General features: G+C 63.3%; 11 protein-coding genes and 1 pseudogene. 6 read left to right on the top strand and 6 right to left on the bottom strand.

The genetic code is table 11. From position 1 onward, the window contains the following. Positions 1-128: 128 nt before the first annotated feature. The 5 genes and pseudogenes from D8Z78_RS15480 (at position 129) to D8Z78_RS15465 (ending at position 4,844) form a co-directional block, all read left to right on the top strand. On the top strand, positions 129-1,262 hold the full coding sequence (locus D8Z78_RS15480) for a glycosyltransferase (RefSeq protein WP_121631807.1): 1,134 nt from the start codon (positions 129-131) through the stop codon (positions 1,260-1,262). Between the two features lie 136 nt (positions 1,263-1,398). After that, positions 1,399-2,538, top strand: coding sequence for an acyl-CoA dehydrogenase family protein (locus tag D8Z78_RS15475; protein ID WP_121631806.1), 1,140 nt, complete (start codon positions 1,399-1,401; stop codon positions 2,536-2,538). A gap of 90 nt (positions 2,539-2,628) precedes the next feature. Next, positions 2,629-3,594: pseudogene (locus tag D8Z78_RS25000) on the top strand (enoyl-CoA hydratase/isomerase family protein); the annotation flags it as partial. A 78-nt stretch (positions 3,595-3,672) separates the two neighbouring features. Further along, the gene (gene mmsB, locus D8Z78_RS24995; RefSeq protein ID WP_240672151.1) at positions 3,673-4,545 is read left to right on the top strand and encodes a 3-hydroxyisobutyrate dehydrogenase; all 873 of its coding nucleotides are present in this window, start codon (positions 3,673-3,675) and stop codon (positions 4,543-4,545) included. A 116-nt stretch (positions 4,546-4,661) separates the two neighbouring features. Continuing rightward, on the top strand, positions 4,662-4,844 hold the full coding sequence (locus D8Z78_RS15465) for a YgaP family membrane protein (protein WP_240672144.1): 183 nt from the start codon (positions 4,662-4,664) through the stop codon (positions 4,842-4,844). Positions 4,845-4,956: 112 nt separating this feature from the next. Here the strand turns inward: D8Z78_RS15465 and uvrA are convergent, their stop codons facing one another. Next, on the bottom strand, positions 4,957-7,815 hold the full coding sequence (uvrA, locus tag D8Z78_RS15460; RefSeq protein ID WP_121631804.1) for an excinuclease ABC subunit UvrA: 2,859 nt from the start codon (positions 7,813-7,815) through the stop codon (positions 4,957-4,959). 157 nt (positions 7,816-7,972) lie between these two features. Here uvrA and D8Z78_RS15455 point away from each other — a divergent pair, with 157 nt between their 5' ends. Then, the gene (locus D8Z78_RS15455) at positions 7,973-8,326 is read left to right on the top strand and encodes a rhodanese-like domain-containing protein (RefSeq protein ID WP_121631803.1); all 354 of its coding nucleotides are present in this window, start codon (positions 7,973-7,975) and stop codon (positions 8,324-8,326) included. Between the two features lie 57 nt (positions 8,327-8,383). Here the strand turns inward: D8Z78_RS15455 and D8Z78_RS15450 are convergent, their stop codons facing one another. From D8Z78_RS15450 to D8Z78_RS15430, 5 genes are all read right to left on the bottom strand, one after another. Continuing rightward, positions 8,384-9,472, bottom strand: a complete 1,089-nt coding sequence (locus tag D8Z78_RS15450; RefSeq protein WP_121631802.1) for an ABC transporter ATP-binding protein — start codon at positions 9,470-9,472, stop codon at positions 8,384-8,386. A gap of 13 nt (positions 9,473-9,485) precedes the next feature. Beyond that, positions 9,486-11,111: an alpha-amylase family glycosyl hydrolase gene (locus D8Z78_RS15445; protein WP_121631801.1), complete on the bottom strand. Its 1,626-nt coding sequence runs from the start codon at positions 11,109-11,111 to the stop codon at positions 9,486-9,488. A gap of 47 nt (positions 11,112-11,158) precedes the next feature. Continuing rightward, positions 11,159-12,301 (bottom strand): carbohydrate ABC transporter permease, encoded by a 1,143-nt coding sequence (locus D8Z78_RS15440; protein WP_121631800.1) that lies wholly within the window; start codon positions 12,299-12,301, stop codon positions 11,159-11,161. Then, the gene (locus tag D8Z78_RS15435) at positions 12,301-13,302 is read right to left on the bottom strand and encodes a carbohydrate ABC transporter permease (RefSeq protein WP_121631799.1); all 1,002 of its coding nucleotides are present in this window, start codon (positions 13,300-13,302) and stop codon (positions 12,301-12,303) included. The genes D8Z78_RS15440 and D8Z78_RS15435 overlap by 1 nt, the downstream gene beginning before the upstream one ends. Positions 13,303-13,454: 152 nt before the next feature. Further along, positions 13,455-14,729, bottom strand: a complete 1,275-nt coding sequence (locus D8Z78_RS15430; RefSeq protein WP_121631798.1) for an ABC transporter substrate-binding protein — start codon at positions 14,727-14,729, stop codon at positions 13,455-13,457. Positions 14,730-14,732 lie beyond the last annotated feature (3 nt).

Below are 14,732 nucleotides of genomic sequence, written 5' to 3'. Positions count from 1 at the left end.
GGGCTTTGCCCCCTCTGGCCTGCGGCCATTCACCCCCACGGTATTTTTGGCCAAAAGAAGCCGGGGGCGGGGTTTTCTTGCACGGGGCCGCGCGGTAAGTCCGGCAGGTGCAGGATCGGGGAAGGCTCATGAAAGTCGCCATTGCCACATCGGATTATTTCGTGATGGGGGAGACCTTCATCAACCGCCATATCGAGCACATGTTCGGCGGGCAGACCTGCGTGATCGCCGGGCGATTCAACGGTGAGGATCCGCTGGGCAAGCCGATCTTCGAACGGCGCGGGCGGTTGACGGTGGCTGACAAGCTGCGCGCGCCTGTTGCGGCGGCGGTGGGGGCGGCGCTGCATGGCACCTCGCGCCTACCTTTCGGCGACAACCGCCGCGCGCTGGCGGCGTTTCTGCGCGCGCAGGACGTAGAGGTGATCCTCGCGGAGTTCGGCACGCAGGCGCTGGTGGTGGCGCAGCTTGGCAATGATCTGGGCCTGCCGGTCTTTACCTATTGGCGCGGCACCGATGCCTCGGCGGCGCTGCGCTCGCGCCAGCGGGTGCGGTCCTATCGGATGATGATGCCGCGCCTTGCGGGCATGTTCTCGGTCAGCCAGTTCCTGCTGGACAACCTCGCAGCCCATGGCATTCGCCATGACAATGCGCATGTGGTGCCATCGGGCGTGGACATCCGGCGCTTTGCGCCCGGCGATAAGCGCCCAGGGTCCTTTCTGGCGGTCGGGCGCATGGTGGAAAAGAAGGCACCGCAGGTGACCTTGCGTGCCTTTGCCAAGGCCGCCGCCGGGCGTGACGCGCATCTGACCTTCATCGGCGACGGGGCCTTGCTGGAAGACTGCCGTGCGCTGGCGCGGGAGTTGGGCGTGGCGCAGCAGGTGACCTTTACCGGTGCCCTGCCCCATGATCAGGTGCGCCAGCATCTTCTGACCACCGAGGTGTTTCTCCAGCATTCGGTCACCGCCCAGAACGGCAATACCGAGGGCCTGCCCACCGCCATCCAAGAGGCGCTGGCCTGCGGCTGCATCACCCTGTCGACGCGTCATGCGGGGATTCCGGAAGCCGTCGAACACGGGGTAAACGGGCTTTTGGTCGCGGAATGGGACGAGGCCGGGTTCGCCGAACAGATCGGGGAAATCCTCGACATGCCAGACCGCGCCCCCATGGCAGCCGCCGCCCGCGCCACGGCTGAGGCGAAGTTCGACAATGCCAAGGGGCTGGCGCGCGTCGAAGAGGTGATCCGCGCGTCCGTGCCGCGTTAACGCAAACAACGCCGCCGCTTTTGCGTAGACGCTTTGCACAAATGCAAAGCCGCCCTGCACCCTGCCCGCTTGCATCCGGTCCGCCCTTGCGCCACAATCTGAACAAGCGTTCATTAAAGCTGGGGAGGAAGCTGCGATGGATTTCGCGCTGACCGAGGAACAATCCGCCATCTTCGACATGGCCCACGCATTCGGGCAAGAGCACATCGCCCCCCATGCCCGCCAGTGGGAAGCCGAGGGCACCATCCCAAAAACCCTTTGGCCGGAACTTGGCACGCTTGGTCTGGGCGGCATCTACGTGTCGGAGGAGGCCGGCGGCGCGGGTCTGACCCGGCTCGACGCCACGCTGATCTTCGAAGCGCTGTCGATGGCCTGCCCCTCGGTCGCGGCCTTCCTGTCGATCCACAACATGTGCGCCCGGATGATCGACAGCTTTGCCAGCGACGAGATGAAGGCGCGCATCCTGCCCAAGGCCCTGACCCTTGAAACCGTGCTGTCCTACTGCCTGACCGAACCGGGCAGCGGCTCGGACGCGGCGGCGCTCAAGACCCGCGCGGAAAAGACCAACGAAGGCTATAAGCTCAACGGGACGAAGGCGTTCATCTCGGGCGGCGGCTACTCCGACGCCTATGTCGTCATGTGCCGCACCGGCGAGGACGGACCGCGCGGCATCTCGACGGTATATGTCGAGGACGGCACGCCCGGCCTGTCCTTTGGCGGGCTCGAGGACAAGATGGGCTGGAAAAGCCAGCCGACCCGGCAGGTCCAGTTCGACGATTGTACCGTCCCGCATGACGCGTTGGTCGGCGAGGAAGGCCACGGCTTCAAATACGCCATGGCGGGGCTGGATGGCGGCCGCCTGAACATCGCGGCCTGCTCGCTTGGCGCCGCGCAGACCGCGCTGAACATGACGCTGCAATACATGTCCGAACGCAAGGCATTCGGCCAAAGCATCGACCAGTTTCAAGCCCTGCAATTCCGCCTTGCCGATATGGAAATCGAACTGCAAGCCGCGCGCACCTTCCTGCGTCAGGCGGCATGGAAGCTGGACACCGGCGCGCCCGATGCCACGAAATTCTGCGCCATGGCCAAGAAATTCGTCACCGAGGCCGGGTCCCGCATCGTCGACCAATGCCTGCAACTGCATGGCGGCTACGGCTACCTCGCCGATTACGGCATCGAAAAGCTGGTCCGCGACCTTCGCGTCCACCAGATCCTCGAAGGCACGAACGAGATCATGCGCCTGATCGTGGCACGGCAAATGCTCGCCCGGTAACCCGGCGCCGGTTTCTTCTGGCCCAAAATACCGCGGGGGTCCGGGGGCAGCGCCCCCGGTCCTGCCCTCAACGCAAGGACCACCTCCCAAATGTCAGACCTCCATATCCGCATCGAAGGCCGCGCCGGGCGCATCACCCTGACCCGGGAAAAGGCGCTGAACGCCCTGTCCTACGACATGTGCCTCGCCATCGAGGACGCGCTGGACCGCTGGCGGGACGACCCTGCGGTCGCGCTGATCCTGCTCGATGCTGCGGGCGACCGCGCCTTTTGCGCGGGCGGCGACATCGCCGAGATGTACCGCACCGGCATGGACGGCGACTATGCCTATGGGCGCCAATTCTGGCGCGACGAGTACCGGCTGAACGCCAAGCTGGCCGAATACCCCAAGCCGATCGTATCGTTCCTGCACGGTTTCGTCATGGGTGGTGGCGTGGGTCTGGGCGGTCATTGCAGCCACCGCATCACCTGCGAGACCACTCAGGTCTCGATGCCCGAGGTTGGCATCGGCTTTGTGCCGGATGTGGGCGGCACGTACCTTTTGGCGCGGGCTCCGGGGCGGTTGGGGGAATATCTGGGCCTGACCGCAGCGCGCATGGACGGCGCGGATGCGATCCATGCGGGCTTTGCCGACAGCTTCGTGCCGCAAGAGGGCTGGGAGCCGCTCAAGGCCCGCCTCTGCGAAACCGGTGATCCGGCCGAAATCGAAGACGCGGCGCAAAGGCCCCCGGACAGCGCGCTGGCCGCGCAGCAACCCGAGATCGACCGCCTCTTCGGTGGCGAGACGCTGACCGACATCCTGAACCTGCTGCGCAACGACGGCAGCGCGTTTGCGGAAAAGACGCTCAAGTCCCTCTCCCGCAACGCGCCCCTGTCCATGGCGGTCGCGCTGGACATGATCCACCGGCTGCGGACGAAACAACACCTGACGATCCGCGACGCGTTGGAACTGGAATTCCGGGTGAGTTTCCGCATCATGGAACATGGCGACTTTCTCGAGGGCATCCGAGCGGCGATCATCGACAAGGACCGCACGCCGCATTGGCGCCACGCGCTGGACCGGGTGCCGGCGGTCGATGTGTCAAAGATGCTGATGCCGCTCGGGCGGGACAAACTGGATTTCAGGGAGAGAGCGATGAAGATCGGATTTATCGGGCTGGGCAATATGGGCGCGCCGATGGCGGCCAATCTCGCCAAGGCGGGGCATGGGGTGCACGGCTTTGACGTGGCCGGGACGAAAGCCGAGGGCGTGACGTCGGTCGCTTCGGCGGTGGAAGCCGCGCAGGGCGCGGATGTGGTCATCACCATGCTGCCCAATGGCGCGATCCTTCGCGAGGTTGCCGCCAAGATCATCCCGGCCATGGCCAAGGGCGCGGTGCTGCTGGATTGCTCGACCGTCGATGTGGACTCGGCCCGTGCCGTGGCAGTCATGGCCGAGGAGGCCGGTCTTGGCGCGCTGGACGCGCCTGTTTCGGGCGGCGTCGGTGGCGCGACCAACGGTACGCTGACCTTCATGGTCGGCGGCGGGGCCGACGCCTTCGCAACCGCCAAACCCCTCTTCGACATCATGGGCCAGAAGGCCGTTCATTGCGGCCCGGCGGGCAACGGGCAGGCCGCCAAGATCTGCAACAACATGATCCTCGGCGTGACGATGATCGCGACCTGCGAGGCCTTTGCCCTGGCCGACAAGCTGGGTCTGGACCGGCAAGCGATGTTCGACGTGGTGTCCACCTCGTCGGGCTACAGCTGGTCGATGAACGCCTATTGCCCGGCACCCGGAATCGGCCCTCAATCGCCCTCAGACAACGGGTATCGGCCCGGATTTGCCGCCGATCTGATGCTGAAGGACCTGCGCCTGAGCCAACAAGCGGCCGAGGCCGCCGATGCCGACACGCCCATGGGGCAAGCCGCGATGGAGTTGTACCGCCGTTTCGTCGAGGACGAGGATGGCAAAGGCATGGATTTCAGCGCGATGCTGCCCCGGTTCGAGAAACGCGGGCGCGGCTGAGGCCACCCACACAATTCCGCGAGTTTGATGCAAATCATATTCGAATCACGGAAGGCGTTGGTAACGTCAGTCTCAGATCAACCTTTATGTGGGGCTATGAAATGTTTGCAAAGAATATGGGTCAGATCGACCGGATCATCCGCGCCATCGTCGGCGTGATTGCGCTGGTGCTGTTCTTCACACTGGCCGGCGCTTTGAAATGGGTCGCACTGGTGGTGGCCGTCTTGATGCTGGCGACCTCGGCCATGGGGTCGTGCCCGCCCTACGCGATCCTCGGCATCAATACCTGCAAACGCTGAGCGTCAGGCACGGGCAAGGCCCTTCGAAGGGCCTTGTTTGCCGCGTTTGGAAACGCGGTATGAAGCGGGTTGCAACCCGCTTGATCCAAGCCGCTTCGAAGCGGCTTGCCCCTCACTCCGCCGCAACCTTGCCCTGCTTGAGCATCGGTTTCAGATACCGCCCGGTATGGCTGCGCTCGACCTCCGCCACCTGTTCCGGCGTGCCGACCGCAACGATCTCACCGCCGCCATCACCGCCCTCGGGACCGATGTCGATCAACCAGTCTGCCGTCTTGATCACATCCAGATTGTGCTCGATCACCACGACCGAGTTGCCCTGATCGACCAATTCATGCAGCACTTCCAATAGCTTGCGCACATCCTCGAAATGCAGGCCCGTGGTCGGCTCATCCAGGATATACAGCGTGCGCCCGGTCGACCGTTTCGCCAGCTCCTTGGACAGCTTCACCCGCTGTGCCTCGCCGCCGGACAGGGTCGTCGCCTGCTGCCCGACCTTGATATAGCCCAGACCAACGCGCATCAGCGCGTCCATCTTGTCGCGGATCGCGGGCACCGCCTGAAAGAAGCCCTGCGCATCTTCCACTGTCATATCAAGCACATCGGCGATGCTCTTGCCCTTGAACTTGATTTCGAGCGTCTCACGATTGTAGCGGGCGCCCTTGCAGGTCTCGCATTCCACGTAGACATCCGGCAGGAAGTGCATCTCGATCTTGATGACCCCGTCGCCCTGGCACGCCTCACAGCGCCCGCCCTTGACGTTGAAGCTGAAGCGACCGGGTTTGTAGCCGCGCGCCTTGGCCTCGGGCAGACCGGCGAACCAGTCGCGGATCGGGGTGAAGGCCCCGGTGTAAGTCGCAGGATTCGACCGCGGAGTCCGCCCGATCGGGCGTTGGTCGATATCGATGACTTTGTCGAGATGTTCCAGCCCCTTGATCGTCTCGCAGGGCGCGGGCGTCTGCCGCGCACCGTTCAGCGCCATCGAGGCGGCCTTGAAAAGGGTTTCGATTGTCAGGGTCGACTTGCCGCCGCCCGAAACGCCGGTCACGCAGACGAATTTCGCAAGCGGGAATTCCGCAGTGACCTCTTTGAGGTTGTTGCCCGTGGCCTTTACCACCTTGAGTTTCTTGCGATTTCCCTTTCGACGCTCCTTGGGCACCGCGATCTCGCGCGCGCCGGACAGGTACTGGCCGGTTAGGCTGGCCGGATCGGCCTGCACCGCCTCTGGCGTGCCATGCGACACAACCTGCCCGCCATGCACCCCGGCCCCCGGTCCGATGTCAAAGACGTAATCCGCCTCGCGGATCGCTTCCTCGTCATGTTCAACGACCAGCACCGTGTTGCCCTGATCGCGCAGGTTCTTGAGCGTGTCGAGCAGACGAGAGTTGTCGCGTTGGTGCAGACCGATAGAGGGCTCGTCCAGCACGTAGAGCACACCGGTCAGACCCGACCCGATCTGCGAGGCCAGCCGGATGCGCTGGCTTTCACCGCCGGAAAGCGTTCCCGCAGAACGGCTTAGCGTGAGATATTCAAGTCCCACATTATTCAGGAAGCCCAGCCGCTCGCGGATTTCCTTGAGGATGGCGCGAGCAATCTCGTTCTTTTGCTTCGTCAGGCTGGCAGGCACGCTTTCGCACCAGTCAAAAGCCTGCTTGATCGACATCTCGACGACCTGGCCAACATGCAGACCCGCAATTTTCACCGCCAATGCCTCGGGCCGCAGGCGGTAGCCGTCACATGAGCCGCAAGGCCTATTGTTCTGATAACGCTCGAACTCTTCACGAATCCAGCTGCTGTCCGTCTCGCGGTAGCGGCGCTCCATATTGGGGATCACCCCCTCGAAGACGCGGCTGACCTGATAGATGCGCCCGCCCTCGTCATAGCGGAACTGGATTTCCTCGTCGCCCGAGCCGTACAGGAAGACGTGCTGCACGTGCGCGGGCAGGTCCTTCCACCGCGCGTTCTTGTCGAACTCATAGTGTTTCGCAAGCGATTCAATGGTTTGCAAGAAGTAAGGGGATTTGCCCTTGCGCCATGGCGCCAACGCGCCATCGCTGATCTTGAGCGTCTGGTCGGGAACCACCAGCCGTTCGTCGAAGAACAGTTCGACCCCCAGACCGTCGCAATCGGGGCAGGCCCCGAACGGCGCGTTGAACGAGAATAGGCGCGGTTCGATCTCGGGGATGGTGAAGCCACTGACGGGGCAGGCAAAATTCTCGGAGAAGGTGATCCGTTCCGGATCGCCCTCCTTGGGCGCCGTTTCCAGAACGGCGATGCCTTGGGCCAGATCCAGCGCGGTGCGGAACGAATCCGCTAGCCGGGTTTCCATGCCCTCGCGGACCACGATCCGGTCGACCACGACGTCGATATCGTGGCGGAATTTCTTGTCGAGCACGGGCGGCGTGTCCAACTCGTGGAATTCGCCATTGACCTTGACCCGCTGGAAGCCTTGCTTCCTAAGCTCCAGAAATTCCTTCTTATATTCGCCTTTGCGGTCACGCACGATCGGCGCCAGCAGGTAGCCGCGCGTGCCGTCCTCCATATCCATCACGCGGTCGACCATGTCCTGCACCTGCTGCGCCTCGATGGGCAGCCCGGTGGCAGGGCTGTAGGGTGTGCCGACCCGCGCGAACAACAGGCGCATGTAGTCGTAGATTTCCGTCACCGTGCCAACGGTCGAGCGCGGATTCTTCGACGTCGTCTTTTGCTCGATGGAGATGGCCGGCGACAGACCACTGATGTGGTCAACGTCGGGTTTCTCCATCATATCAAGGAATTGCCGCGCGTAAGCCGACAGCGACTCGACATAGCGGCGCTGCCCTTCGGCATAGATCGTGTCGAAGGCCAGCGACGATTTACCCGATCCCGACAGCCCGGTGATCACCACCAGCTGGTCGCGGGGAATGTCCACGTCGATGTTCTTGAGGTTGTGTTCGCGCGCGCCGCGCACCTCGATATTCTTCAGCTCTGGCATGACCTGCCCCCGCTTCATGGCAACAGAACGGTACATAGTGGAAATGCGCGATACGGCCAATGGGAAAAAGTGAACAGATCATGAACCTGTCATCTCCCCTTTACATTCGACTTTAAGAATATATATAAATGTGCAACTGCAGCATGGAGACGCTGAAATGTTTGCCTTCCTCAACACCCGTTCCAACGACATGCCCGTCGCCGAGGCCATCGCAAAGGCCGAGACCGGCGAAATCGTCCTGATCGACATCCGCGAACCGACGGAGATCGCCCAAAGCGGCAAGGCCAAGGGAGCGATCGCCATTCCAACTGCGGCGCTGCGGATGCGCGCTGATCCGTCCTCGCCCGAATGTCTGCCCGAGTTGAAACGGGGCAAGCCGGTCTGCGTCTATTGCGCTTCGGGTGCGCGGTCGGGCATGGCCAAGGGCATGCTGTCCAGAATGGGGCACGAGGTGCACAATATCGGCGGTCTTGGCCATTGGGTGCAGGCCGGCGGTCAACTGGTGAAGTGACCCGATCACCGTGGATCGTAGGACGCCCGAGGCGCGCGGCCCCGGGCGTTTCGTTTGTCAGCGATAGTGCAGCGATACGCCGTCCGCAAAGAGGTGCACCTTGGACGGGTCCGCCGACAAGGCGACCGTCTTGCCGCGCATCTCGCGATGGATGCCCGGCAGCTTGGCAATGACCGGCTCGGCGCTGCCATCGGTCTGGAAGTAGAGCAGCGTAACCTCACCCAACGCCTCGGTGATGTCCACGGTGCCCTGATAGCTGCCCTGCCCGTCGGTCATCACGAAATCCTCTGGGCGGATGCCGACCTTGACCTTCAGCCCCATATCGGCGTCGGTGGTCGGGTAATCCGACAGCGCCTCGCCGCCGCCTGCCAGTTTCACACGGGTCTGCGCGCCGGTGCCGATGACTTCGCCCGGCAGCAGGTTCATCGACGGAGAGCCGATGAACTGCGCGACGAATTCCGAATTGGGGCGTTCGTACAGATCCAGCGGCGTGCCGACCTGCGCGATGCCCTTGTTGGCGAGAACGACGATCCGGGTGGCCAGCGTCATCGCCTCGACCTGATCGTGGGTCACGTAGATCATCGTGCGGTCGGGCATCTGTTCCTTGAGCTGCGCGATCTCGATCCGGGTCGCGACGCGCAGCGCCGCGTCGAGGTTCGAGAGCGGCTCGTCGAACAGGTAGACCTTGGGGTCGCGCACGATGGACCGCCCGATGGCAACGCGCTGGCGCTGGCCGCCGGACAGCGCCTTGGGCAGGCGGTCCAGATAGGGTTCGAGTTGCAGCATCTTCGCCGCGCGATCCACCGCCTTGGCGATCTCATCGGGGGATTTCTTGGCCAGTTTCAACGCGAAGGACATGTTTTCCCGCACGGTCATATGCGGGTACAGGGCGTAGCTCTGGAACACCATCGCGATGCCGCGCTGCGCGGGCGGCACGTCGTTGACGACCTGCCCGTCGATCTCCAGCGTGCCGCCGGTGATCTTTTCCAGCCCCGCGATCATCCGCAGCAGGGTGGACTTGCCGCAGCCCGACGGCCCGACAAAGACGATCAACTCGCCCTGTTCGATATCAAGATTGATGTCGTTCAGAACGTTGACGGTGCCGCCATAGGTCTTTTCGACGTCGCGCAATTTCAGATTGGCCATGTGTCCCCTCCCCCTATTTCTTCAATGCCAGCGCCGGTTGCCACGGGCCCAGATGCAGCTTGCCATCCGGTCCCGGCGCGGCCGAGCCCAGTTCCTGCCCGACCTGATGCCAATCGCCCTCGGGCGCGTCGATCACCGCCGGTTCGCCGCTGAGATTGATCGCGATGAACAGGGTCTCGTCGCCGTCGCTGCGCTGGAAATGCACCACGGTGCCGGTGTGTTTGACGCCGTCATGATCGCCCTGCCGCAGCGCGCTATGCGCGTGGCGGAAGGCAATGGCCCGGCGGTAGTGATGGATCAGCGCGCCCGGGTCTTCTTCCTGCACGGCCACGCACATGTTGACGTGTTCCGAGCTGACGGGCAGCCAAGGCGTCCCTTCGGTGAAGCCGCCATTCTGGTTGGACTTCTCCCAGACCATCGGCGTGCGACAGCCGTCGCGGCCCTTGAACTCGGGCCAGAACTCGATGCCATAGGGGTCTTGCAGGTCCTCGAAGGCCACATCGGCCTCGGGCAGACCAAGTTCCTCGCCCTGATAGATGCAGACCGAGCCGCGCAGGCACATCATCAGCGTGGTAAAGGCGCGCTGCGCCGCGGGCGTCAGATCCCAGCGGGTGGCGTGGCGCACCACGTCATGGTTGGAATAGGCCCAGCAGGCCCAACCCTCGGGGGCCTTGTCATCCACATCCGCCATGATCTGCGCGACCTTGTCGGCCTCGGGCTGCTTGCCCGACAGCATCTCGAAGGAATAGCACATGTGCACGCGGTTATCGCCCGCCGTGTATTCCCCCATGATCTCAAGCCCGCGCTGCGCATCGCCGACCTCGCCCACGGCGGTCTTGCCGGGATATTCGTCGAGCAGCGCGCGGAAGCGTTCGAGAAAGGCGATATTCTCGGGCTGGTTCTTGTCGTAGAGGTGATCCTGGTGGTTGTAGGGGTTCACACGCGGCGCGATCCGGTCGTCGCGCTGGTCCACCGGCAGGCCGGGATTGCTGCGCAATTCCTTGTCATGGACGTAGAAGTTGATCGTATCCAGACGGAAGCCATCGACGCCCCGTTCCAGCCAGAACCGCACCACGTCCAAGAGCGCGTCCTGCACATCCGGGTTGTGGAAGTTCAGGTCGGGCTGCGAGGTCAGGAAGTTGTGCAGGTAGTATTGCTCGCGCCGGGCGTCCCATTGCCATGCGCTGCCGCCAAAGATCGACAGCCAGTTGGTGGGCGGCGTGCCGTCCAGCTTGGGGTCGGCCCAGACATACCAGTCGGCTTTGGGGTTGTCGCGCGAGGCACGGCTTTCGACGAACCACGGGTGCTGGTCCGACGAATGCGACAGCACGAGGTCGATCATCACGCGCACGCCATGGGCATGGGCGGTTTCCACCAGCAGGTCGAAATCCGACAGCGTGCCGAACATCGGGTCGACGTCGCAATAATCGCTGACGTCGTAGCCGAAATCCTTCATCGGCGAGGTGAAGAAGGGCGAAATCCAGATCGCATCGACGCCAAGGCTCGCCACGTAAGGCAGCCGCTGGGTGATGCCGCCAAGGTCGCCGATCCCGTCGCCATTGGTATCCTGATAGGAGCGCGGGTAGATCTGGTAGATCACCGCACCGCGCCACCAATCGTTGTTCATGTCCAGTGTCATAAGCGTATCCTGTAGGCCCCCGGCATGGGGGCCGGGGCGCGTGTTGATTATTTCACCGAGCCGGCCAGCAGGCCGCGCACGAGGTATTTCTGCATTGCGAAGAAGACGATCAGCGGCACGATGATCGACACGAAGGCCGCCGTCGCGAGGATTTCCCAGTTGCCGCCACGGGTGCCGAGCAATTCGATGATCTTAGCCGTCATCACCGTGGTCTGCCCCGTCGCGTCGATCAAAAAGACCTTGGCCACCAGCAGGTCGTTCCATGTCCACAGGAACTGGAAGATCGCGAAACTGGCCAGTGCCGGGAAGCTGAGCGGCAGGATGATCTTGGTAAAGATCTGGAACTCGGTCGCGCCGTCGACGCGGGCATTTTCGATGATGTCACGCGGGAGGCCGACCATGTAGTTTCGCAGCAGGTAGATCGCCAAGGGTAAGCCAAACCCCGTATGGGCCAGCCAGACGCCAAGGTAGCCCTTGCCGATGCCGATCCCCAGATGCAGCTTGAGCAGCGGGATCAGCGCCAGTTGCAACGGCACCACCAGCAGCCCCACGACAAAGGCCACCAGCAACGCCCGCCCCGGGAAATCCATCCAAGCCAGCGCATAGGCGGCGAAGGCGGCCACCACGATGGGAATGACCGTCGCCGGGATCGTCACGGTCAGCGTGCTGATGAAGGCCTGCGCCATGCTGTCCGTGCCATTGCCGCCGCCCAGCACCTGTTCATAGTTCTCCAAGGTGAATTCGGGCGGCGTGGTCGCGGTGGTGAAGACCCGCGGCAGGCGGGTGCCCTCCATGTCGGTTTCCGAGGTCATGCGGAACGCGCCCGCCTCGTTCACCATCAGGCTCTGGCCGTCGCCGAGGTCAACCACGGCCCCCGGCTCGTAGGCCTCGGGTTCACGGGAGGATGTGCCCCAGGCGCTGACCTCGGCGTCGGTTTCAGGGAAAAGCTGGCCCTCGATGACGTACAGGTCGCCTTCCTGAACCTGATCACCCGAAACCCGGATGAACGGGTTCTGGCTTTCCTGTTCGGACAGCGACGACCACCAGCCGGACGTCGCGATCTGGTCTGCTGTGCGGAAGGACGAGACGAACAGGCCCACGGTCGGGAACAGCCACAGCGCCACCAGAAGCGCGACCGAGATATGGACAGCCCATGTGAGCGAGGACTTGGAACCGGCTATGTTATCCATCAGCGCATCTCCTTGCGGGCATTCCAGACGTTCCAGACGAGGATCGGGGTGACGAGCAGCATGATGACCATGGCCGAGGCCGACCCCACGCCCCAGTCATTCGACCGGAAAAGCTTGTCGAACATGTAATTGGCCAGAACCTGCGTCTCCCATTGGCCATTGGTCATGGCGTAGACGATATCGAAGATCTTGAGCACCACGATGGTGATTGTCGTCCAGACCACGAGGATCGTCCCCATGATCTGCGGCACCTTGATCTTGAAGAAAATCTGGAAGGGGTTGGCGCCATCGACGATGGCCGCCTCGACGGTTTCCTCGGGGATGCCGCGCAGGGCGGCGGACAGGATCACCATGGCGAAACCGGTCTGGATCCAGATCAGCACGACCATGAGGAAGAAGTTGTTCCAGAACGGGATCGTCAGCCATTGCTGCGGATCGTTGCCGGTGAACCAGACATAGAGCGCGTTCAGAACGCCGATCTGGTCCGTGCCCGGCGGACGGGCGTCGTAGACCAGTTTCCAGATCACCGACGCGCCGACGAAAGAGATCGCCATGGGCATGAAGATCAGCGACTTGGCCACGCTGCCCCAGCCGATCCGGTCGGTCAGTTGCGCGACCAGCAGGCCAAAGGCGGTGGACAGCGCCGGAACGACGATCAGCCAGAGCATGTTGTTGCGCATGGCTTCCCAGAATTTCGGCTCGTCGGCCATCTGGATGTAGTTCGCAAGCCCGATGAAGGCGCCGCCCGCGTCGCGGTCGGTCATCGACAGGCGCAGGGTCTCGAACACCGGATAGGCAAGGTAAAGCGACAGGGCGAACAGGGCCGGGAACAGGAACAGCCATGGCCGGATCATGTTGGCGCGGTTGATGTTGCGCCCCGCATTGGGCCCCTTGGCGGGAAACAGCACCCGGTCGAGAAACTGGTTCGATCCCCAGAAGTAGGCGATACAGCCGCCTACGCCCACGGCAATGGTCAACAGACCCATGATGGCTGGATGCATCCCAGTCCCCTCCCCCTTGGCTGGTCGCGCGATGTGCAGGTTCGCGCTTGGTGTCACCCGCCCCGGGCAGAGACCCGGGGCCTCTGCCAGTATTGACCGTGAGGTCCCGGGTCTTCGCCCGGGACGGGTGTTTTCACATGAAGGTCAAAGCCTTACTTGTTGTTGTCCCAGCTGTCCTGGATTTCCTGAGCGACCTGCTCGGCGGGCTTGCCACCGGCATAGTCGACCATCCCGGTCCAGAAGCTGCCCGCGCCCACGGCACCCGGCATCAGGTCGGACCCGTCAAAGCGGAAGGTGGTCGCGCCCAGCAGGATTTCGTTCATCTTGCGCAGGGTCGGATCGCCGAAGGCATCCGGGTTCACGCCCTTATGCGGGGTCAGGAAGCCCTTCTGCGCCATCCAGGCCTCATGCGCTTCAACCGACTGGAGGAACTCGATGAACTGATGTGCCGCGTCGTTCTCGTTGGTGATGGCCCACAGGGTGCCCGCACCCAGAACCGGCGCGCCCAGATCCTTGTCCGCATAGGCCGGGAAGTAGAAGAAATCCACATCCACGCCCACCTCGGTCCCCTCGGGGAAGAAGGCCGGGATGAAGGACGCCTGACGGTGCATGTAGCATTGCGGCGGCGACGAGAAGAGACCCTTGGGGCTGTCGCGGAAATCGGTCGAGGCGACGGCGCCCTTGCCACCGGCCACATGCGCATCCTGAATGAACCAGCCGAATTCCTCGATCGCACCCACTACGCGCTCGTCGTTGAAGGGTATCTCGTTGGCGACCCACTGGTCATAGACATCGGGCGACTGGGTGCGCAGCATCATGTCCTCGACCCAGTCGGTCGCGGGCCAGCCCGTCGCACCACCGGACCCCAGACCGATGCACCAAGGCGTCTCGCCATTGGCGGCGATTTCCTCGGTCAGCGCCTTGAGGTCTTCCATCGTCTCGGGCACGTCGTAGCCCGCATCCTCGAAGGTTTCGGGCGAATACCAGACCAGCGACTTCACATCGACCTTGTAGAAGAAGCCATACAGGTCCTCGTTGCCGTCCTGCCCCTCATAGGTGCCCAGATCGACCCAGGACTGGCCCGCGGCATAGTTTTCGCGAATCCAGTCGGCGGTGCCATCCTTGAGCGGCGCGAGGAAGCCGCGGCTTGCCATGTCGGACGCGAGGCCCGGCTGCGGGAAGACGGCGATGTTCGGCGCGGCGCCTGCCTCGGCATCGATGACGATCTGCTGCTCGAAGCTGTCGGAGCCGACATAGGACACGTCGAGGCCGGACTGCTCGCGGAAGATGTCGAGCACGTTCTGCACCTGCTGCTCGTCCGCGCCGGTCCAAGGCCCGGCGATGGTCAGGTCCGCCGCGTTTGCGCCGCCCGCGATCAGGGCTGCCGTGGCCGCACCCAGATAGAAGTTCAGTTTCGTGGTTGTCATGAG

It is taken from the genome of Tropicibacter alexandrii, from assembly GCF_003667315.2.
In the GTDB taxonomy this organism is placed as follows: domain Bacteria; phylum Pseudomonadota; class Alphaproteobacteria; order Rhodobacterales; family Rhodobacteraceae; genus Tropicibacter; species Tropicibacter alexandrii.
The sequence above is the reverse complement of the archived record's forward strand: the minus strand, read 5'-3'. Positions and strand labels throughout refer to the sequence as shown.

What these genes read in the sequence shown, in the direction of transcription:
- D8Z78_RS15480 (WP_121631807.1), top strand. Translation starts at nt 129, where the DNA reads ATGAAAGTCGCCATTGCCACATCGGATTATTTCGTGATGGGGGAGACC.
- D8Z78_RS15475 (WP_121631806.1), top strand. Translation starts at nt 1,399, where the DNA reads ATGGATTTCGCGCTGACCGAGGAACAATCCGCCATCTTCGACATGGCC.
- mmsB (WP_240672151.1), top strand. Translation starts at nt 3,673, where the DNA reads ATGAAGATCGGATTTATCGGGCTGGGCAATATGGGCGCGCCGATGGCG.
- D8Z78_RS15465 (WP_240672144.1), top strand. Translation starts at nt 4,662, where the DNA reads ATGGGTCAGATCGACCGGATCATCCGCGCCATCGTCGGCGTGATTGCG.
- uvrA (WP_121631804.1), bottom strand. Translation starts at nt 7,815, where the DNA reads ATGCCAGAGCTGAAGAATATCGAGGTGCGCGGCGCGCGCGAACACAAC.
- D8Z78_RS15455 (WP_121631803.1), top strand. Translation starts at nt 7,973, where the DNA reads ATGTTTGCCTTCCTCAACACCCGTTCCAACGACATGCCCGTCGCCGAG.
- D8Z78_RS15450 (WP_121631802.1), bottom strand. Translation starts at nt 9,472, where the DNA reads ATGGCCAATCTGAAATTGCGCGACGTCGAAAAGACCTATGGCGGCACC.
- D8Z78_RS15445 (WP_121631801.1), bottom strand. Translation starts at nt 11,111, where the DNA reads ATGACACTGGACATGAACAACGATTGGTGGCGCGGTGCGGTGATCTAC.
- D8Z78_RS15440 (WP_121631800.1), bottom strand. Translation starts at nt 12,301, where the DNA reads ATGGATAACATAGCCGGTTCCAAGTCCTCGCTCACATGGGCTGTCCAT.
- D8Z78_RS15435 (WP_121631799.1), bottom strand. Translation starts at nt 13,302, where the DNA reads ATGCATCCAGCCATCATGGGTCTGTTGACCATTGCCGTGGGCGTAGGC.
- D8Z78_RS15430 (WP_121631798.1), bottom strand. Translation starts at nt 14,729, where the DNA reads ATGACAACCACGAAACTGAACTTCTATCTGGGTGCGGCCACGGCAGCC.